Below are 19382 nucleotides of genomic sequence, written 5' to 3' on the forward strand. Positions count from 1 at the left end.
CTTATGATAGGCGCTTCTTTTCATTATTTCTTATATTCAATATGGTACACATCTCTTCTTCGGTCTTTGAGCTGACGTACCGTTCCATCTTGCCGCTGTCTTCTTAAAATTTCTAAATCGACATCGCCAACGACAACCATTTCTATATTCGGATTACATTCTCCTACAATCCCATCTCTTGCAAATTCAAAGTCAGATGGGGCAAAAATCGCTGATTGTGCATATTGGACATCCATATTTTCGGTTTGCGGAAGGTTTCCGACAGTTCCAGAGATGACGGTATAAATCTGGTTTTCAACCGCTCTAGCCTGTGCACAGTAACGCACTCTTAAATAGCCTTGACGGTCTTCTGTACAGAACGGAGTAAAAATAATTTTTGCTCCTTTATCAGCTGCAATCCGAGCCAGCTCAGGAAATTCAATATCGTAGCAAATTTGGATCGCAATTTTACCACAGTCCGTATCAAATACCCGAACCTGATCACCTGCTGAAATCCCCCACCATTTTCTTTCATTCGGTGTGATATGGAGCTTATATTGCTTTTCAATCGTTCCATCACGTCTAAATAAATACGCGATATTGTAGATTTTCCCTTCCTCTTCAACGAAATGGGATCCACCAATGATATTAATGTTGTACTTCACAGAAAGGTCTGTGAACAAATTAATGTAGTCCTCGGTATATTCCGTGATACGCTGCACTGCAAGACTTGGGGAGCGCTCCTCTAAATAAGACATGAGCTGCGTTGTAAAAATTTCTGGGAATACGGCAAAGTCAGCTGACGCATCTGATGCGACATCAACATAATACTCGACCTGATTCATAAATTCCTCAAAGGAATGAATTTGTTTCATCGCATATTGAATGACGCAAATACGTACAGGGAACGCCGATTTATAATATCTTTTCGATTGCGGACGATAATCGACGTTATTCCATTCCATTAACGTCGCATATGTGCTGGATGCCTTATCATCCGGCAAATAATTCGGATTAATCCTCATCAGGCTGAATTCATTTAACAGCTGAAAAGATAAAACAGGATCATAAATTTGGTGAAGCATGACCTGCTCCACATATTGACGAGGCGTCATTTCCTCTTGGTATTTATGATAATTCGGGATGCGTCCACCAATAATGATACTTTTTAAATTTAATCTTCTTGCTAAGTCTTTTCTTGCTTCATATAAGCGATGCCCAATTTTCATGCGGCGGTACTCAGGACTAACCATAACCTCAATTCCGTACATATTCATCCCATCTGGATTATGGTTTGTGATGTACCCATCATCTGTAATGTCCTGCCAAGTATGACGGTCATCGTATTCATCAAAGTTAATTAATAAACTTGAACAAGAGCCAATGATTTCTCCCTCAAATTCAGCACAAAACTGCCCTTCTGGGAAATGTTCAAGATGGCTTTCAAGATGCTCTCGTTTCCAAGGGTCCATGCCCGGAAAGCATACCTCCTGTAAGGCAATGATTCGGTCAATATCTTCTTCCCGGATATTACGGATCACCATTCTTTTTTCAAACCGCGTTAAATCGAGTTTTTCTGCCATGATGTTTTTGCCCCCTTACTGATCCTCTTTTTCAAGCTGATGGAATAGCTGGAGCAATTCGATTTCAGCCATGGATTCTAATCTCACATCATATTCTTCAAATTGCAGCGTGCTCGTCACTTTGTTTGGGACGATGACGCATTTCATGCCTGCCCGTTTGGCAGCCACTGATCCATTCACTGAATCCTCAAAAGCCACACAATCCTTTGGCTCTACACCTAAACAGCTTGCGGTTTGCAAATAAAGCTCTGGATGAGGTTTGACTTCTTCCACATCATCTGACGTGCGGATACATTCAAAGTAATCAAAAAGGCCAATTTGTTTCAGGTGATCAGACACCCATTTATAGTCTGAGCTGGAAGCAAGTCCAATCTTGATTCCAAGCTCTTTTGCTGCCTGTAAATAAGCTTCTACGCCAGGTCGTGCTGATTCATCCTTCATTCTCTTTTGAAAACGAGAACGCCGGTCCGCTGTGAGTGCCTCATGATCGAGCGTCTTTCCTAGCTGTTTTTCCAAGTATTCAAACGGCTTAAAGCCTGCCTGCGTCCCGATGACGTTGCCCCAAACGGAAAGAGGCAGCTCTGACTCATGCTCCGCAAACATTTCTTGTAATACTTCATATTCATGTGTTTCTGTATCTAAAATTAATCCGTCAAAATCAAATATAATCGCCTTTACCAACGAGGCCACTCCTTTTTTTTACGAAAGTCTTTAATATGATACTCAATGCTATCATATCGTGAATAAAATTGACTTTCAAAGATGAATGTCTGCTAAAATAATTATGTATAAAAGGAGCCTGTACCATTTTGTCAGGCTCCTACCCGTGTTCGGTTCATTCTGCAAGAGATCCAAGCGCTCCGATTCGTGGAGAAATAGGCAATGTTGAAAAAGAGCGGGTTTGGTATTACAGATCTAAAGGTTTCTCCGTTCCCTTAAAAATAGTATGTGCGGCAGCCGTGTAAGTTAACAAGGAAGTTCACACCAACTTTTACGCATTTTGAAGGCGTCGGCTGGCAAAATCGTCTAAATCAAACGGAAAAGAAAAGCCGCATGCATTGACCTGCTCACGGTTTCGCTCGAATAGCTCACGATCACACTTTGTAATATGGCGTTTAGGTTTTACAATAATGGTATGTAATAGCTGAAGTCCCGATAAAATACGAAAAGCATCGTCCATCGTTCCGTTATAAACCCCTTCAACAAAGGTTAGCGGGCGTTCTTTTTGACGCGCAGCTGGGTCTTCGCCGACAGCATGGGATAGAAGATCTTCAACATCCTTTGATATTTCTTCAATTGCCTGCTCTTGCAGGTCTGTAGCAGCTTTCATTATTCTCACGTGACATCTACCTCTCTGTCGTTATTTCTCCATTCAGAATAGCACAGAAAAAAAGGCGTTCGCCAAGGTAAGTGTTTCCTATATATACCCAAAGAGAGGAACGGATATTATGAACATTCAAGGACACACGCTCTCGCTAAAAGTAGGTGAGCAGCATCAAGATACTTCACTGAGTCAGTTTTTAAAAACAGCCGTGTCGGCTTCAAAACCGATTATCCATTTTTGGATGGACCATCAAAAAGTACGTTTAAATCAAAAGCCGGCCCATCACGCAGCAAAAGTCAGTTCAGGTGATCACATACTGATCGATTTATTTGAAACGGAAGAAAGTGATGTGACGCCAGAATATGGTGAATTAGAGGTACTATTTGAGGACGAGCACTTATTGATTGTGCAAAAACCCGCTGGACGACCGACGCACCCGAATGAAAAGGGACAAACGGGCACACTGGCAAACCTTGTGGCCTTTCATTTTCAAGCAAATGGCGAGGAAAAGCGAGTGAGACATATTCACAGACTCGATCAAGACACAAGCGGCACGGTCATTTTTGCTAAACACAGATTAGCTCATGCACTGCTTGATCAAATGCTTTCTAAAAAAACGATCAGCCGAACCTACATCGCCATCGCAGAAGGACTTTTCAAGAAAAAGAAAGGCACTATTGATGCAGCGATTGGCCGTGACAAGCATCATGCCGTCAGACGAAGAATCTCTCCTACTGGTCAAAGTGCTGTCACTCACTTTCAGGTCATGGACAGCAATAAACGTCTGCAAATGACAGCCGTCAAGCTGCAACTTGAGACCGGAAGAACACATCAAATTCGAGTCCATCTTAGCAGTCTCGGGCACCCTTTAGCCGGAGATACACTTTATGGCGGAGCTCGTCATCATATCAACAGATGCGCCCTCCATGCCAAACAAGTAGACATGACACATCCTTTTACAGGTGAGCACCTGAGCATAGAAGCACCGCTGCCTCTAGATATGTCTCAGCTCATGGACGAAATCATCCATTAAAAAAAGAGCCTGCATTTAAACAGCAGGCTCTTTTTCTTTAGACAGATGCTCTTTTTGCATAAATAATGTACCGCTCTGGTGCATTGCCGACGAAATGAAATGGATAGCATGTCGTTAACACCAGCTCTTCCTTTTTATTCTGTAAAGTAATAATGGATGTATCATGCTGATCCACGATTTTCGTATGTGTGATTTCATAAACAAACTCACCATACGGCACAGTGATTTTTAGCTGATCCCCAATATTCAGTTCACCTGTTCGGCGAAATACCGTGTCACGATGGCCAGATAGGACGATTTGTCCCTTCTGATCTGGGTAATAACTGCCTTTGTAATGCCCGACTCCTTTGGCAAGGTCATCAGCATCTGTCCCTTCGACAATGGGTAGGTCTGCTTTTAATTTCGGAATCGTCAGGATGCCAGAGGCTTTCCCCACATCAGGAGAAAACTGCTTCTTTGACATCCCTTGATCGTCCGCTACCGCTTTCTTTGCATCTTCTAATGATTGTGCCGTTTGAAGGTGCGTAGAGGCGATTTGCCAAATTCCCCAGCCGAGCAAGACAATTCCTGCTGTCATCACAGTAAGTGCAAGCCACTTTTTCATGCTTAAACTCCTTTACCTGTTACATTTCTCTTAGATGATACGGTCATTAGCTTGCTGCTTTTTCTTCTTGTTTTGCTTTTTGAATGCGTCCCTCTTTTTGATACACAATGGAAGCTCCTTCAAAGCTCTTCACAAAAGCGACAGTGGCTTCTAAATCCTCTGGACCTGTTTCAGGATTTTTCCCCAGCCGTCCTATCGGTGCATATTTACTGCCAGTTGCAGTTGCCATAAAATTATTCACCGTGAGTGTATACGTTTGATCGAGCGCAACAGCTGAACCATCTGGAAGCTTTAAGTCGACTACTTTATATGTTACCGGATCATAGGAATATGAAAAGCCTGAAATGCTATAATCTGGTCCAAATTGAGGAGAAATTTGCGCTTCAATGATCTCAGCCAAGTCTTTCCCCTTAATCTCAAGTTTAACTAAAACGTTGCCAAAGGGCTGAATATTAAACAGATTTCCCCACGTAATCGGCCCTTTTTCAAGGTTTTGCCTGATCCCGCCGCCATTCATCATGGCAAAATCACTTTTCATAGAATATCTCATACCATCGGCAATCAAATTACCGAGCGGCGTGTCTCCATCATTTGAATAGCCGCCTTCCATTTTGACACCCGCTTCTCCAACTACCTCACTAATAATCGGCTCAACTTCTTTCCCGTAATGAGCCAAGATGCCGGCTGCTTCCTTGTCCTTTTCAATACCAGACTGGTCTACATACTGGATATTTGCACTCTTTTTGACAATATCCTTCGTTTTGCGGTCAAGTGTTACATTAACTTCGCCAATGGCCTTCCCATATTCAAAGGCTTGAACAATTAATTTCCCATTGACCTCTCCGTTTACGACTTCGTGATTATGCCCTGCAAAGATGACATCAATTTCATCATCGCCTTCTTTGGCAAGCTTCGCACTCTCTCCAGTGATGGTATCTCCATTTTGCGAGGCTGTCATATGAGCTAAAACCGCAATGGCTTTGATCCCTTTTTCTTTTAATTCCTTCGCAGCTTCATTTACCGCTTTAACTTCATCTGTAAACTGAATGTCTTTAATCCCTTCTGGCATGACCATTCCTGCGGCTGACTTTGTCACAACACCGATAAATGCTACAGGGATTCCTTCGACATCCATGATTTCATAAGCAGGTAAAAGTGGCTTACCTGTATCCTTGTATTCACAATTTGCACAAACGAGCGGAAAATTCTGTCCGTCATATCCCTTTGTGCCTTTAGGATGTTCTCCGCCATTTATGATCCGTAATAGCTCGTCCACCCCTTCATCAAATTCATGGTTGCCGACCGTGCCAACATCAAAGCCAATGTTCTCCATGAGTTCAACTGTTGGTTCATCTTGCAGAAGAGAAGATATTGGAGAGCTGCCGCCAATCATATCTCCAGCATGGACTGTGATCGTATTTTTGTTTGCTGCTTGTTTTTGTTTCATATAAGCCGTCACATAATCCATCCGTCCGTACGTTCCTTTATTGCCATCACCTTTCAGATCCAGTTCGTATTGTTGATCAATTTTCCCGTGTAAATCATTCATGCTTAAAATGGTTAATGGGACTTCCCCAGTTCCTTCTGCCGGCTGATAGCCAGCCTGTTCTGCTTCTTCTTTTGAAGCAAAAAAGATGCGTTTATCTACAGAAATTTCTTTCCAGCTGTCAGGCGATACGTACGTTTTCGCTGATGAATCACCGACGTAGCGTGTCAGTCCTTTTTTCTGTTCACGTGCTCTAAATTCAAACGGCTGTTCCAGCAGCGGATCTGCTTCATTCCAAATGCCAAGCCCTTTTTCTTTCGCCTCTTTGACAGCTTTTTGGAACGTCTGATAGTCCTTTTCATCTCCAACCGGCCAGATGAAATACGTAGGAGCATATCCTTTTTTCACAAGCTCTAAATTCGTATTGACCCCTTTTTTGGTTTTCACTTGAGCTAAAAGACGTCCATAGCCGTCCTTCGCTTCTGGACCAATCTTTAATGTGACTTTATCTCCGCTTGAAAGAAGTGTGTTTAAATAGTCCGCCGCCTTCTGTCCAAAACGCAGCTGATTTTGATCTAATTCATTTTTGGGCTTATGGTACGTTTCCGGCGTGTCCATATTCACAAAGCGCACCTTTGTTGTACCAAGCACAGGCTTCTTTAAATGAATCGTATCTCCATCCACCACCCGGTCAACCGTTGCCTCGTATTCTTTCTTGATTTTTGGCGGCTTTGGCTGGCGTTTCAGCAGGCTGACATCACCCTTGTGTCGTGGAAGCACCTGCAGCGTATCATACCTGCTTAACACTCCTGTAAACTCATACCACTTCCCTGTCTTCACTTCATCAATGGCACTTGTATCCACCATCACTCTAAGGGTGGTGCTGTGATATTTTTTATCAATGATCACCACATTGTATCCACCGCCAGCCGGCTGCTCTGGTTTTGATTCAACATAGCCCTTGACCTTCACAAGTTTTCCTTCATGTTTACGTGCCTGATCCATTTCTAGTTGTTTCACGGAGACTCGCTTCGGCTTTGGCAAGGCTTGATTCACACCATCGATCTTCAGGCGGTCTCGATCCGGCACAATTTCAATCAGTCCTTTATAAGACGTGATCTTCCCCGATACTGTCACCTTCATGCCCGCTTTTAGTTCTGGGAAGTTGTCAGGCTGTGCTGAATATATATTGATTCCAGCTGATTTGTCTTGAATGTACGTTGACAGTTTCCCATTGCCTATAGCAGATTGATCTGCTGTCACAATTCCGCTCACTGTCACTGTCTCTCCGATTAGCTGACGGGCTTTCTTGATTTTCATTGGCTTCTTTTGGTTCCATACCGTTTCCTTCTTTTCAGACGCACTGGCTTGTTCTGCTGTGATCATGCCAGGCAGTAAAGTTTGCAGACTAAAGATCACCAAAACCAAACAGCAGATCATTCGAATGGATCGAACACGTTTCATTAAACCTCTCCCCTTCCGAGCTTTATCTCTCATAGTGTACTAAGTAAATATTGATGGTAGATGGATTTCTTGTAAATCTTATGTCTGCTAGCTCATTGGAAACGTAATAATCACCCGTGTCCCCTCGAAGCTTTTGCTTTCAAAACGAATGCTGCCGCCATGGCTTTCAATGATTTTAATCGTCATCATTAAACCAAGGCCAGTCCCTTTTTCTTTCGTTGTATAAAAAGGTTCACCCAGTTTCCCTATTTCGTCTTCTGGTATGCCCTTACCTTGGTCTTCAAAGATCAGCATCATCTGATTATGTTCCAATACGGATGTGACCTGAATAACACCTGTCACACCATCCATCGCTTCAATACCGTTTTTAAGAATGTTTAAGAAGACTTGTTTCAGTTCATTCGGTATACCTTGAATGTTTGGCAGCGACGGAGACAAATTCTTTTGAATAGACACGCCTTTTAAAACCGCTTGTGATTCAACGACCATGATCACTTCTTCGAGCAGAAGATTGACTTGTACCGGCTCAAATTTCACCGATTTGCTTCTAGAGAGCACAAGGAATTCATTAATAATGGCTTCAAGCCGATTAAATTCAGACATCATCACATCTGCATAATCCTTCTGATATTTCTTACTTTGAATCATCAGCTGTAAAAATCCCTTTAACGACGTCAGCGGGTTCCTTATCTCATGGGCGATGCCGGCTGCAAGCTGACCTACTGCGGAAAGCATCTCTGACTTCATCAGCATCTTCTCTGACTGCTTTTGATTCGTAATGTCCTCTGAAATCCGCATCACGGTAGACTGCATTTTGTCAGGATCATCAATTCGATGTAAAGAGACCCTCTCCCATCGTTCACGGCCTGATAAATCCTGAAAGTACAGCTCACCTGTCCAGCTGCCTTCTTTTAAACAAACGTCCCATTGCTTTTCTAAATCATCACATTGACACAGAGAATGGTAGACAGAAAAGATATCTTTGCCGATCAGGTCATATTCATGCTGCTGCACAAACTGGCAAAAACGCTGATTCACGCATTGGATGACCCCTTCCTCAGTTGCAACAACAATATGGATATGGCTATTATCCAGTGCTGTTACCGCTAGATGAAGTGACTGTTTGATTTTTGTCATTTCCGTCATTTTAATCCACGTCATCACCGCTCCCTCATGATCTTGGTCAAGAATAGGTGTGATGTGAACGGTGAATTGTTCTCCTTCATTCGTTTCAATTTCTCGTTCGATGACGCGCTTATCCGAGATAACGGATTGTATGTCATGATAGAGCGTTTCCTGCGTAAGTTTCTTAGCCATCGACTGAAAGGATTGCTGGTGCCTTATTTGAGCTGAAGTAAATAAAGAGGCAGCTGTAGGAGTGTAGTAGCGAATATTCATGTCTCGGTCCACAAACAACGTCGCAAGCTCCGGCTTGACAGAAGGTCTATACAGTTCTTCCCTTGTTACCCTTAAGTTGTTTATGATATTAATAAAATGATCGTGTTTTTTCTCAAGCTCCGCTATTTGCGTGTTTTTCGCTTTTAATTGAGCCCTTGCCTCCTGCTCTTTTTGTTTGACTTCATTTAGTTCATTTTCTAAGTCGACAATACGCTGTTGATAGACTGAATTCTGATCTGACATCCCATTTTCCCTGCTGTTCTTTTGATTTTTTCCTCTCTCATTCATTCGAATAAGAATGACGTATACTCCTTTAAAACGGCGATCAAAACTCTTTACAGTAAAATCCGCATACTGCTTTTTTCCTTTTTCCGAAATGAGAACATGCTGAAACACAACCTCTGTCTCGTCAGTCCATACCTTTTGAAAGGTTTGACTTAACATCTCTTTCAAATATTCAGGTGTCACATATTCGCATGATTGATCTGACACTTCTACATGGTCTAAGAAGGAATAGGCCCCATTTGACATCGCTAGGATTTTGTTACAATCATTAATGACTATACATGCATCATAATCCTCGCTTACATCCTTCATATATTGTGCAGCTCGTTTTTTTAACTCGGCATCACGAGCGTCATGTACCCAAGGGACACTAGGTGCAGGAACGTTAGAATAGGTGTAAATGTTCCACTTCTCATTGAACAATTGAAACAATCGAGGGATATTGGGGACAGTTTCATTTGGCCCTAAAATCAACACCCCTTGATCTTTTAAAGCATATTGGAATCGGGATAATACTCGTTTTTGCACTTCTGGCTCAAAGTACATCAAAACATTTCGGCAACTGATAAAATCGAGGTGGATAAAAGGTGAATCAATCAATAAATTGTGAGGAGCAAAAACAATATGTTTTCTAAGCGACTGCTTCACAATAAAAGCGTCACCTTTCTTTTCGAAATATCGCGCCCGCCATTTTTCCGGTATGCTTGCCATAGATTCTCTCGAATAAAGACCTTTACTAGCTATTTGAATGGCTTTTCGGTTGATATCTGTCGCAAAGACTTGAAGTTCAATGGACACATCTCTTCGCTTCATTTCTTCTAAAAATAAAATTGTAAAAGAATAAGCTTCTTCCCCTGTCGAACATCCCGCAATCCAAATTCGGCATCGAGATTTCCCGTTGTTCATTGAATGGTCAATGATTGACGGTATCACCTTCTGTTCACATACTCGTAAAGCCTCCGTATCTCTAAAGAAAGTAGTCGTGCCGCTTAGGAGCTGAGCGTGCAGGCGATCAAGCTCATCTGGTTCTCTTTCTAATAAACGATCGTACTCTGATAATAATGACATCGGCTCGTTTGCAGTGCGCATACGCTTTTGAATGACAGAAAGCAGCCTTTTCTTTTCATAGGCTGAAAAGGCAATCCCTTTATACATTTCAAGACGTTCAATGATTCTTAGTAAAGCTGGATCCATCTCATCAGCATGCGGAACATTGATGATATTGGCCATATATGCCGCAAGAGTGGATGGATTTTTGAATGTGTGATGATACATACTGTCAAAACCACTCTCTACCTCACTGCACGATAAGGCTGTTCCGCCTTGCTCAACCAACTGAAGCAACCCACTCCCCACACAATGACCTTTTTGAAAAAAGATCGCAAACGCCTCTTCCTTTTGAACACTGGCAAGTGACTTAAAAAGCGAGTTGACAGAGCATGCCTTGTTTGTTGGCAGCTGCTCAGATACATGAAGCCGGTGATCTTCCGTTAACGTCACAGCTGCATGCTGCGGACAAAAATAGATCGTCTTTTTCATGACTTTCTCACCATGTTTAATCGTTTTTGCCCGGTAGCCAATCGGTAAAACAAGTGCTTCCAAATCTGTTATACAATCGCCTGTCACATGATTTTGCACAACAATAAAAGAGGCATTTAAATCATGTGGTAATGATTGAAAAAAAGCCTCAAGATGATGCTGTTCAAACGGCGAAACACCGATGCCGATCACTGGTGTCTGCACATGTTCGTCTTCTATCAAACGATTAATGATTTTGTCCTGCATCTGGTACCCCCATGTTCATTCGTCTGATACTTTTTTTCGACAAAAAGAAAGAAAACCCTCTAATTGTAAATAATGTTTTTTGCATGAAATCGTGAAAACATCCTCACATTAAAACAGAGTGTATAAACAGAAGGAGGAATCTCAATGCAAAACGATCAGCAGCCAATGTTTCAAGGAAGCGCTCAGCAGCCTGAGCTCAACCATGGCGGGCATGAGTTATTCGATTTACATGAAATTTTAGCCGGCACGATTAATATTTTGGATCAATATATGATCTTGCGGCAATTTATTCAAGATCCTGCATTATCCGACATCCTGGATCGACAATATCAATTCGTTTTATCCCAGTACAATGTCACTGTAGATTGTTTTTCTACAGGCCAAAAGCCTAGTGAAGAAACCGCTACTTATATGATGAAAGAACACACTCAAGTGACATACGGAATCAAACCTTCTCAGCCGAAGAAGCCGAACCAGTCATTACAGGATGTAAAAGACTTAGGCATCACAGGACACATGCTCAGCCTAGTCAAATCACACGCCGGGTTACTTTCAATGTCAGCATTAGAAGTAACAAACCCTGTTGTCAGACGTGTGCTTGCTGCGCAGATTCCGAACTTTATCGAAATGGCGTATGAAATTTTCTTGTATCAAAATAAGCATGGCTACTATCAAGTTCCTCAGCTTTCCAAACAAGACATGACCGCCATGACGTCAGCTTTTGCACAGCTTCAGGGGCAGGTTCAAATGCCTCCTAGTAAGGCCGATCAACAAAAGCCTCTTCATTAAGAAAAACGGCTGACCCCCTTCTTTGGTCAGCCGTTTTTTCTTTGGTACATGACTTTAAACTGATCTTCAAAATCTGTGAGCCTCTTCCCCGTCGCCTGTTCAAAGCCGCTAGCAAATTGGCCCGTTTTCGCAGTTTCCTCTATGATTTCATGTATGACGCCTCGTCCGCAAAGCTGCACCAGCTCATAGATCATATAATAGCTTTGTAAATAGACATCTGTTTCATACGTCACCCGTGAATTCTGCCAGTCTTGATCAGAATGAAGAGATTGAAAAGGAACCACGTCGAAGCGTTCAGACGTAGCATTTAACACGTCATAGGCCGTCCATTCTGCTGTTCCTTCGTGGAACCAAAGCGGAAACATTCCTGGAGACACTTCATATGAATGGACCTTTTCATAGAAAACAAAATGAGCATACTCATGAATAAACAACGTATTGAAAAAGTATAAAGGCAGTGTCTCTTTCTTCAATAATGCTTCCCGTTTATCTGGATATAACCCTATCATTTGATCATGATCAGAGTAAAATCCAGTAATATGCTTGATCCCCGCCACTTGTTCGATCGACTCTTTATCATCAAAATAGATAACGTCTAAAGGTCTGTCAGCTTCAAATTGAAACACTGACGCTGTCCTCTTCTCTGCCTGTTTCAAAGCCTCTATTGTCAGATCAACAAAAGCTTCCTCTTCCTCTGCATAGTAGATTCGAATATGTTCATAGACTTGCTTATTGAGTCCCTCCGTGATAATCGTTTTAGGAGAAGACTGCTGCTCTAAATATTGTCCTGTCAGCTGAAACGCAACATAAATCAAGTACGCGGTGAAAGCATAAAAAATCAGACCTGCTGCAATCATTCCGCCTACAAGTTTTTTATGAATCAATGACGGCTTGGCTTTCATTTGCTCCCCACCCGAATTCATCCTGCACCCTCTTTCTCTTTCTATGAAGAAACAAAGATCAACAAGAGGTGATATATTTTTTACTTTATGCAGTCAGGTACGCGAGGTGCGGTTCCAAACAAAAAAGCCGCATATGACATACGGCTTTTGTCGTAGCTATTTTGATTCAGGGAAGACACGTCTAACCGTTTCAGTAAATTCATCGAAGAATCCTGAAATTGGCTCTCCGCTTTTAATACGTTTTCCGTACCCTTGCATACGATCGACAAAGTCTGGATTAGCAGATACATACACGTTGTCGATTTGTTGATCCGTTGATTTGACTTTGTCTGAAATTTTCTTTTTCAGATCGTCCGTCACATCACCGCTTTTATTGCCTTCAAGCACAACGGCTACAAATGCATTTTTTCCAGTGACAAGCACGTTCGCTGTTTTCACTTCAGACATATTCGCTACAAGCTCTGACGCCTTATCTGCCACTTTGACCTTCTGAGGTGTTTGAACATCTGGCTGATCCTGTCTCATGTTGTCATTCTTATATGTGACATTTTCATATTGCCTTTTCATTGTTCCTCTACGCTCATCGCCTTGATTGTTCATTCCACACCCAGCGGTGATTAATGTTGGCACGAGCAGTAAAGATAGCATCCATTTCTTATTCATCAATTATTCCCTCCTTTTGCTCATAGGTTTTTCATCCAGCCGGCTTTTTATGCACACATCCTCTGTTTTCGTAAAATGAATTCATAATTCAGCTGGGTTTGGTCATCCTAAACATGATGAAGAATCATCACGACCAAATGGAGGGATTCGTTTGTTTAAAAAAAGAAAAGGTATGAGCACTGGCGCAATGATCGCAGTATCAACAGCTATCATTGCATTATTCTCCCCAGTTTTACGAAGAAGGCTGAAAAGCATGGCACAAATGAATATGTCTTCAATGATGACAGGCGCAAACCATCAGCACCAAAACTCATCTCGCCATGAGTCCCACTCACATAAAGAATCAAAAGGAACAGGTGAAGTTGGACAAATGATCAAGCAAGCATTCACAGCTGTCCAGCCAAATCAAACAAACCAGCACCAATCACCAACAAGAACCCATCAGCCAAGAGAGTCTTATGCGCAATCTCTTCACATTGATGAAAATGTGATGAATGTGATGGATGATGAATCAATCCAGCAAGTCATCAATGACATCGAGCACAAATAATAAAACAGGAGCCTTCATAAAAAGAGGCTCCTGTTTATTCTCCAGAAAAATGTTCTTTGACCATGAGACAAAAGGAAGGTAAAAATGAGATTTCGATTGTTGTGAGGAAGTCGTCATGATGCTCTAATATCAGCAACAGCTCCTTTTCTTCCTTCCGATCTTTTTTTATCTCTACATGCTGCACAGTTTTAAAATCATATATGCCTAAAACAGATTCGTTCTTTTTTCGAACAACCTTTAAGGTAAATTCCCGCATAGCAAGCGACATGTCCACAACAAATCGCTCCTCCTGATTCTCGAACCGAAACGTCAAATCTTGATATTCAACCGGCATTTCTTTTTCAAATCCGGCATCTGGCATTTTTTCAAAAAAAGAAAGCCAGTCCGTTTGATCTGGAAAGCGTTTTCCTCGCATTTTCTTCAATTCCTCTTCATTAAAATTTTTATTAATTATCCTTTTTCCCCTTTTCTTTTGCAACAAATTTTAGTAATTTTAAAAAGGTGATTCTATTTTGCTAAGAGACCTCTTTATTAATTTAACAATTCTTGTTACTTTCCATTATTTATTTATGCTTGTGTTTAAAGAGAATTTTCTAAAGAAAGAAGATACCTTGCTCAGACAAATATGCAAAGGCATGCTTTCTGGGTTACTCGGTGTCCTTTTAATGTTCTTCTCTATTAAAACAGGACCAGCGATCATCGATTTAAGACATATTCCCCTTATTTTAACGGCCTTTTATGGAGGCATCGCCCAAACAATGATTGCAGCCTTTGTTGTCGTCATTGGCCGATTATTAATTGAAGCCAACATCGCTTCTTCCATCAATATTTTTTCCATGATGTTTATCGCAGCCTCTTCTTTTTTGATTGCAGAGCGTCATATGAATCATGTTGTGAAAATGCTGTTATCCATTACGATTGGTAATGTGATGGCCACAAGCCTGTTTATCATGGTCGTGCATGAGACATCATTTCAACTGCATTCTACTTATTGGATTTTCTCATATATTGCTGGATTGTTTAATTTTTATGTCATTGAGCATCAAACAAAAGCATATCAGCTGTTAAATTTGTATAAATTCCAAGCTCATTATGACTTTTTAACAGGTGTTTTAAATAAACGGAAGTTCGATGAGGTATTAAGTGATGCTTTTACTAAGAAGTTGAAGCAGCCTATCCATCAAATGTCCCTTATTTACCTAGACATCGATTACTTCAAGACCATTAATGATCAATATGGGCATCATGAGGGAGATATCGTTTTAAAAGAAATTGGTACAAGGCTGATTAAAAACACAAGAAGCTCTGATTATATTGGGCGGATTGGCGGTGAAGAATTCGCTGTCCTTCTTCCAAACTGTACAATTGAAAAAACATGGCAGATTGCAGAACGCTTACGAAAAAAAATAGCAGATCAGCCGATTTATTTAAAAAACGGTCTTTCCATTCACACTACAGTATCAATCGGATGTGCTTATTCTCATGGAACTAGTGCAGACATTAAGCAATTACCGATTATAGCTGATCAGGAGCTCTATAAAGCGAAGGAGTCCGGCCGAAATCGAGTGAGCTTTTCAGAGAGAAAAAAAGACCATTTGACATAGGCATTTTCCTCAATTTGTTAGCGCTAATTATTTTTAAAAAAGTTTTCGTATAACAGTTGTTTTTTCCCGCAAACACTGGTAAAGTAAAGGTAATTATTTTTGTTCGTATCATCTTTAAGAAGAAAGTTTTGTAAGAGTTTTCGTCTTTGAAGTTTGTGTAAGAGCAAGAATAGTGAATTTAAGCGTTAAGATCGCTTTAGGAGGAAATTTCATGTTAGAAGGTAAAGTAAAATGGTTCAACTCTGAAAAAGGTTTCGGATTCATCGAAGTAGAAGGTCAAGACGATGTATTCGTTCACTTCTCTGCTATCCAAGGCGAAGGCTTCAAAACTTTAGAAGAAGGTCAATCAGTTTCTTTCGAAATCGTTGAAGGTAACCGTGGACCACAAGCTGCTAACGTTAACAAAGCGTAATTTAAGAGCATCTGCTCTTTTAGCACTTTATAGAGTGAAAGAAAACCGCCCGGCTTCTGCCGGCGGTTTTTTTGTTGCATAAAAAAAAGAGAACCTGATGAGAGGTTCTCTTTTTTATTTGTCCTTCTGCTTTAGCTTCTGTAAAGCAGAACGATACATATCATCATTCATTTTAGTTTCTGGTTCTTTTTCTTTGACAGGTGGTTCTGGCTGTTTAAACTTTTGAAGCGCCTGTCTATAGAAATCGTCGCCAGCCGCATCATCATCTGTTTGAGAAGGCTCTGACGCTTTTTTTTCAACTTCAGGCTCTACAGGTCTCGCCACAGCTTCTGGCTCGCTATGCGGCACGTCAGGCTGATTGGAGACATCTTCTTTGATCTCTTCCTTATCGGCCGATGCGTGTCTGACATTGAACGCTACTAATCCAATAATGACTAGAACAGCAGCTACTAACGCTACAATAATCGTCGCCAAAAGAACCCTCTCCTTATCGCTTAAATGATGCAGTGACTGATGCTACACGTCTTCCTAGTGCTTTTCCGAGTTCAATGCCTTCAGTCGAAATCAATTCATCAGAATCGATCGGACATGTCACACCAGCTCCATAGTAAGAGCCGTATAAAGCATTCTCAGGAACATTTCCAGGAAGGCCGACAACAAGCATTCCTTGGTGGAACATTGGGGTAATCAAGTTATGCATTGTCATTTCTAAACCGCCGTGTGTTGTAGCAGTTGTACAGAAAACAGCACCGACTTTATCGATTAGTTTTCCTTCTGCCCATAAGTAGCCAAGACGGTCAATCCATGTCTTTAACCCAGAACTAATGGTACCAAAGTGACCAGGGCAGCCCCAAATGATCGCATCCATTTGATCGAGCTTCCGAATGTCTGCATCTTTCACGTGATCAATGAATACTTCAGCTTGCTCTGTTTCACCTGCGCCTGCTGCAATCGCTTCTGCAAGTGCTTTTGTATGGTCACCTTCACTATCGTATACAACATAAATTTTCATGTACGGTCCCTCCACACTTATCTTGCATCTTGGTTTGCTTCCTTAGGTGCTGGAAGCAATGATATTTCTTGTTTCTTTTGCTGCTGTTCTTTTCGCTTTTTATCCTTACGAACATCTCGCAGGAACAAGCTGAGAATGACACCAGCCGCACAGAATAATGTCACCCACATGTAAGCATCATTGATACCCATCACGTTTGAATCGATCTGTGCTTTCGTAAAGAGCTGGGTGGATACATATTTTTGAGCAGCTTCTGCTGTCATGCCCATATGATGCATCACATTCGATACAGCCGCCTGGAATGAATTCATAAAGAGCGGGTCCGCTGTATTTGTTTGATCCGCCATATTGGAATAATGGAATGTCGTCCGATTCGTATAAATCGTTGTGATCAAACTCGTACCGATGGAACCGCTAATTTGTCTCAATGTATTAGACATCGCTGTACCATGGCTGTTTAAGTGCTGTGGTAATTGGTTCATCCCTGCTGTCATCACCGGCATCATAAGAAGTGACATACCAAATGCACGTACTGCATACATGAGCACAATGTGACTATAAGAAGTATCAATGGTCAGCTTTGTAAATTCATATGTCGTGACAACGGTAATGAGCATCCCTACAATCGCAAGCGGACGAGGTCCAAATTTATCAAACAAGATCCCTGAAATCGGGGACATAATGAGCATCGCAAGTGCCCCTGGAAGCATTAATAGCCCAGATTGCAATGCCGTAAACCCAACGAGGTTTTGCAGATAAATCGGAAGTAAGAACATCCCTGTATATAAGGCAACCGTAATAATGATGTTAATGACACTTGATAATGAGAAAATGCTGTATTTAAATACGCGGAAATCAAGCATCGGATTATCAACTTTCAACTGTTGGAAAATAAAGAGAATAATCGCAATCGCACCAATAATAATCGTAGATAAGACGATCGGATCTGTCCAACCATCACTTCCTGCTTCACTCACTCCGTAAAGAAGGGAAGCAAAACCAACGATTGAAAGAATCGCACCAAGACTGTCCAGCTTGATTTTTTTAGGCTCTACAATATTTTTAAACATAAAGAAAGCCGCGATAATGACAATCGCACCGATTGGTACAAGTCCGTAAAACATAATACGCCAAGAATAATGTTCAATAATGTAACCAGATAATGTTGGTCCTACTGCAGGAGCAAACATCATCGCAAGACCGAAAATCCCCATTCCTTTCCCTCTGTTTTCCGGAGGGAAAATAAAAAGGATTGTTGTCATGACGAGCGGCTGTAAGATACCGCCGCCGACAGCCTGAATCAAACGGCCGATGAGCATTGTTGAAAAGTTTGGCGCAATACCGCAAATAAATGTACCTAGTGTAAATGAGATCATGGCCACTAGGAATAAGCTGCGCTGTCCAAAACGTGTGATTAAAAACGCAGACAACGGAATCAGCACACCGTTGACAAGCATGTAGCCTGTTGTCAGCCACTGAATCGTCGTTGCACTCACATTAAATTCTGTCATTAAATGGGGCATAGCTACGTTCAAAAGCGTTTGGTTTAAAATCGCTACGAACAAACCGGCCATTAAAATGATCAGTAAAGACAAGGAGCCTGCTCCCTGTTTTGTCGCTGCAGGTTGATTTGCCATCTCAGACAACCTCCTTTCATTTTTTGATATCAATCATCATTAAGATGAAATTTTGACAGAAGCATTCATACCTGGAAGTACTTTGTCTGATGGATTTTTAATAGAAATTTTCACTGCTACTTTTTGCGTTACTTTTGTATAGTTACCACTTGAATTTGTTGCTGGCAGCATATTGAATGTTGAGTTTGTCGCATAACCAATTTGTTCAACAGTTCCTTCAAATGTTGTATCAGGATCTCCATCTACAACGATGTCGACTTTATCGCCTTTTTCAATGTTTTTAATATCTGTTTCTTTAATATTTGCTGTGATGTAAAGCTTGCTTAAATCGATTGTTTCACCAAGAACTGTACCAGGCTGCACTTGTTGGTTGTTTTGGATTTCTTTTTTGACTAATGTGCCATCAGCCACTGCTTTAATGTTTGTTTTTGTTTGTCCTTCAACTTTTGCAACTGTGCTGTCTTTTTCCACTTCGTCACCTTCGTTGATATCCCAGCCTTTGATTTGTCCAGCTGCTGGTGCTGTGATTTGATACATGTCACCTGTCACTTTAGCCTCATCTGTTTTGACAAAGTTTGTGCTTTCGTAGTAGTAATAAGCACCTCCGGCAATAATGGCAAGAATTACAATAAGGCCAATAATGTTCGTTAGCAATAAACGCCCTCTGTTCATGTTTTGTTTCTCCTTTCATGTATAAAAATATAGTGTCATCTGCTTTAGCAAACTTAGAATGCCCATCATCTGACAGAATATGAAACAAGCTCAATAATCTGTCCTTTTCCCTTGATCTACCCCCGCCCGAAACATGGTGTGCAGCCCATTTATATTTATTGTTCAATTATGAGCAAGGAGCAGAAAAAGAAGAAAAGACG

General features: G+C 41.4%; 18 protein-coding genes. 5 read left to right on the forward strand and 13 right to left on the reverse strand.

What is annotated here, in order from left to right:
* Positions 1-23 precede the first annotated feature (23 nt).
* The 3 genes from OIT90_RS16755 to OIT90_RS16765 all read right to left on the reverse strand — a co-directional run bounded on the left by OIT90_RS16755 (position 24) and on the right by OIT90_RS16765 (position 2901).
* Positions 24-1562 carry a bifunctional GNAT family N-acetyltransferase/carbon-nitrogen hydrolase family protein gene (locus OIT90_RS16755; RefSeq protein WP_012009394.1) on the reverse strand — a complete coding sequence of 513 codons (1539 nt, stop codon included), beginning with the start codon at positions 1560-1562 and terminating at the stop codon, positions 24-26.
* 15 nt (positions 1563-1577) lie between these two features.
* Positions 1578-2243, reverse strand: a complete 666-nt coding sequence (locus OIT90_RS16760) for an HAD family hydrolase (protein WP_041089572.1) — start codon at positions 2241-2243, stop codon at positions 1578-1580.
* 310 nt (positions 2244-2553) lie between these two features.
* Positions 2554-2901 (reverse strand): DUF5365 family protein, encoded by a 348-nt coding sequence (locus tag OIT90_RS16765; protein WP_041089569.1) that lies wholly within the window; start codon positions 2899-2901, stop codon positions 2554-2556.
* Positions 2902-3010: 109 nt separating this feature from the next.
* Here OIT90_RS16765 and OIT90_RS16770 point away from each other — a divergent pair, with 109 nt between their 5' ends.
* Positions 3011-3919: an RluA family pseudouridine synthase gene (locus OIT90_RS16770; protein ID WP_474892750.1), complete on the forward strand. Its 909-nt coding sequence runs from the start codon at positions 3011-3013 to the stop codon at positions 3917-3919.
* Between the two features lie 37 nt (positions 3920-3956).
* Here the strand turns inward: OIT90_RS16770 and OIT90_RS16775 are convergent, their stop codons facing one another.
* The 3 genes from OIT90_RS16775 to OIT90_RS16785 all read right to left on the reverse strand — a co-directional run bounded on the left by OIT90_RS16775 (position 3957) and on the right by OIT90_RS16785 (position 10941).
* Positions 3957-4523 (reverse strand): class D sortase, encoded by a 567-nt coding sequence (locus tag OIT90_RS16775; protein ID WP_041089565.1) that lies wholly within the window; start codon positions 4521-4523, stop codon positions 3957-3959.
* Between the two features lie 46 nt (positions 4524-4569).
* Positions 4570-7473 (reverse strand): 5'-nucleotidase C-terminal domain-containing protein, encoded by a 2904-nt coding sequence (locus OIT90_RS16780; RefSeq protein WP_474892751.1) that lies wholly within the window; start codon positions 7471-7473, stop codon positions 4570-4572.
* Between the two features lie 87 nt (positions 7474-7560).
* Entirely contained in the window at positions 7561-10941 is a 3381-nt protein-coding gene (locus tag OIT90_RS16785; protein ID WP_474892752.1) for a CheR family methyltransferase, read from the reverse strand.
* A 144-nt stretch (positions 10942-11085) separates the two neighbouring features.
* On the opposite strand from OIT90_RS16785, the gene OIT90_RS16790 reads away from it, so the two are divergent.
* Positions 11086-11730, forward strand: coding sequence for a spore coat protein (locus tag OIT90_RS16790; protein WP_058838765.1), 645 nt, complete (start codon positions 11086-11088; stop codon positions 11728-11730).
* 26 nt (positions 11731-11756) lie between these two features.
* Here OIT90_RS16790 and OIT90_RS16795 read toward each other — a convergent pair whose 3' ends face one another.
* Both OIT90_RS16795 and OIT90_RS16800 read right to left on the reverse strand, forming a co-directional pair.
* On the reverse strand, positions 11757-12632 hold the full coding sequence (locus tag OIT90_RS16795; RefSeq protein WP_474892762.1) for a hypothetical protein: 876 nt from the start codon (positions 12630-12632) through the stop codon (positions 11757-11759).
* 156 nt (positions 12633-12788) lie between these two features.
* The gene (locus OIT90_RS16800; RefSeq protein WP_034282294.1) at positions 12789-13295 is read right to left on the reverse strand and encodes a YhcN/YlaJ family sporulation lipoprotein; all 507 of its coding nucleotides are present in this window, start codon (positions 13293-13295) and stop codon (positions 12789-12791) included.
* Positions 13296-13446: 151 nt separating this feature from the next.
* On the opposite strand from OIT90_RS16800, the gene OIT90_RS16805 reads away from it, so the two are divergent.
* Entirely contained in the window at positions 13447-13845 is a 399-nt protein-coding gene (locus tag OIT90_RS16805) for a hypothetical protein (RefSeq protein WP_039177410.1), read from the forward strand.
* Between the two features lie 34 nt (positions 13846-13879).
* Here the strand turns inward: OIT90_RS16805 and OIT90_RS16810 are convergent, their stop codons facing one another.
* Positions 13880-14260: a hypothetical protein gene (locus tag OIT90_RS16810; RefSeq protein ID WP_039177408.1), complete on the reverse strand. Its 381-nt coding sequence runs from the start codon at positions 14258-14260 to the stop codon at positions 13880-13882.
* 97 nt (positions 14261-14357) lie between these two features.
* On the opposite strand from OIT90_RS16810, the gene OIT90_RS16815 reads away from it, so the two are divergent.
* Both OIT90_RS16815 and cspB read left to right on the forward strand, forming a co-directional pair.
* Positions 14358-15449 (forward strand): GGDEF domain-containing protein, encoded by a 1092-nt coding sequence (locus OIT90_RS16815; RefSeq protein ID WP_474892753.1) that lies wholly within the window; start codon positions 14358-14360, stop codon positions 15447-15449.
* A gap of 211 nt (positions 15450-15660) precedes the next feature.
* Complete coding sequence (gene cspB, locus OIT90_RS16820) at positions 15661-15861, forward strand: cold shock-like protein CspB (RefSeq protein WP_008349061.1); 201 nt, start codon at positions 15661-15663, stop codon at positions 15859-15861.
* A 114-nt stretch (positions 15862-15975) separates the two neighbouring features.
* On the opposite strand, the gene OIT90_RS16825 is transcribed toward cspB, so the two are convergent.
* The 4 genes from OIT90_RS16825 to OIT90_RS16840 are packed head-to-tail and all read right to left on the reverse strand — an operon-like array spanning position 15976 to position 19182.
* The gene (locus OIT90_RS16825) at positions 15976-16335 is read right to left on the reverse strand and encodes a hypothetical protein (protein ID WP_144490855.1); all 360 of its coding nucleotides are present in this window, start codon (positions 16333-16335) and stop codon (positions 15976-15978) included.
* Positions 16336-16348: 13 nt separating this feature from the next.
* Entirely contained in the window at positions 16349-16873 is a 525-nt protein-coding gene (locus OIT90_RS16830) for an NAD(P)H-dependent oxidoreductase (RefSeq protein ID WP_024425322.1), read from the reverse strand.
* A gap of 17 nt (positions 16874-16890) precedes the next feature.
* Positions 16891-18510 carry a DHA2 family efflux MFS transporter permease subunit gene (locus tag OIT90_RS16835; protein ID WP_144490854.1) on the reverse strand — a complete coding sequence of 540 codons (1620 nt, stop codon included), beginning with the start codon at positions 18508-18510 and terminating at the stop codon, positions 16891-16893.
* A gap of 39 nt (positions 18511-18549) precedes the next feature.
* Positions 18550-19182 (reverse strand): biotin/lipoyl-containing protein, encoded by a 633-nt coding sequence (locus OIT90_RS16840; protein ID WP_039177397.1) that lies wholly within the window; start codon positions 19180-19182, stop codon positions 18550-18552.
* Positions 19183-19382 lie beyond the last annotated feature (200 nt).

The sequence above is a fragment of the Bacillus sp. ABR genome (assembly GCF_056172715.1).

Coding starts and splice junctions, on each gene's coding strand:
- OIT90_RS16840 (WP_039177397.1), bottom strand. CDS start 19,182: ATGAACAGAGGGCGTTTATTGCTAACGAACATTATTGGCCTTATTGTA.
- OIT90_RS16835 (WP_144490854.1), bottom strand. CDS start 18,510: ATGGCAAATCAACCTGCAGCGACAAAACAGGGAGCAGGCTCCTTGTCT.
- OIT90_RS16755 (WP_012009394.1), bottom strand. CDS start 1,562: ATGGCAGAAAAACTCGATTTAACGCGGTTTGAAAAAAGAATGGTGATC.
- OIT90_RS16790 (WP_058838765.1), top strand. CDS start 11,086: ATGCAAAACGATCAGCAGCCAATGTTTCAAGGAAGCGCTCAGCAGCCT.
- OIT90_RS16830 (WP_024425322.1), bottom strand. CDS start 16,873: ATGAAAATTTATGTTGTATACGATAGTGAAGGTGACCATACAAAAGCA.
- OIT90_RS16770 (WP_474892750.1), top strand. CDS start 3,011: ATGAACATTCAAGGACACACGCTCTCGCTAAAAGTAGGTGAGCAGCAT.
- OIT90_RS16780 (WP_474892751.1), bottom strand. CDS start 7,473: ATGAAACGTGTTCGATCCATTCGAATGATCTGCTGTTTGGTTTTGGTG.
- cspB (WP_008349061.1), top strand. CDS start 15,661: ATGTTAGAAGGTAAAGTAAAATGGTTCAACTCTGAAAAAGGTTTCGGA.
- OIT90_RS16795 (WP_474892762.1), bottom strand. CDS start 12,632: ATGAAAGCCAAGCCGTCATTGATTCATAAAAAACTTGTAGGCGGAATG.
- OIT90_RS16775 (WP_041089565.1), bottom strand. CDS start 4,523: ATGAAAAAGTGGCTTGCACTTACTGTGATGACAGCAGGAATTGTCTTG.
- OIT90_RS16810 (WP_039177408.1), bottom strand. CDS start 14,260: ATGCGAGGAAAACGCTTTCCAGATCAAACGGACTGGCTTTCTTTTTTT.
- OIT90_RS16785 (WP_474892752.1), bottom strand. CDS start 10,941: ATGCAGGACAAAATCATTAATCGTTTGATAGAAGACGAACATGTGCAG.
- OIT90_RS16800 (WP_034282294.1), bottom strand. CDS start 13,295: ATGAATAAGAAATGGATGCTATCTTTACTGCTCGTGCCAACATTAATC.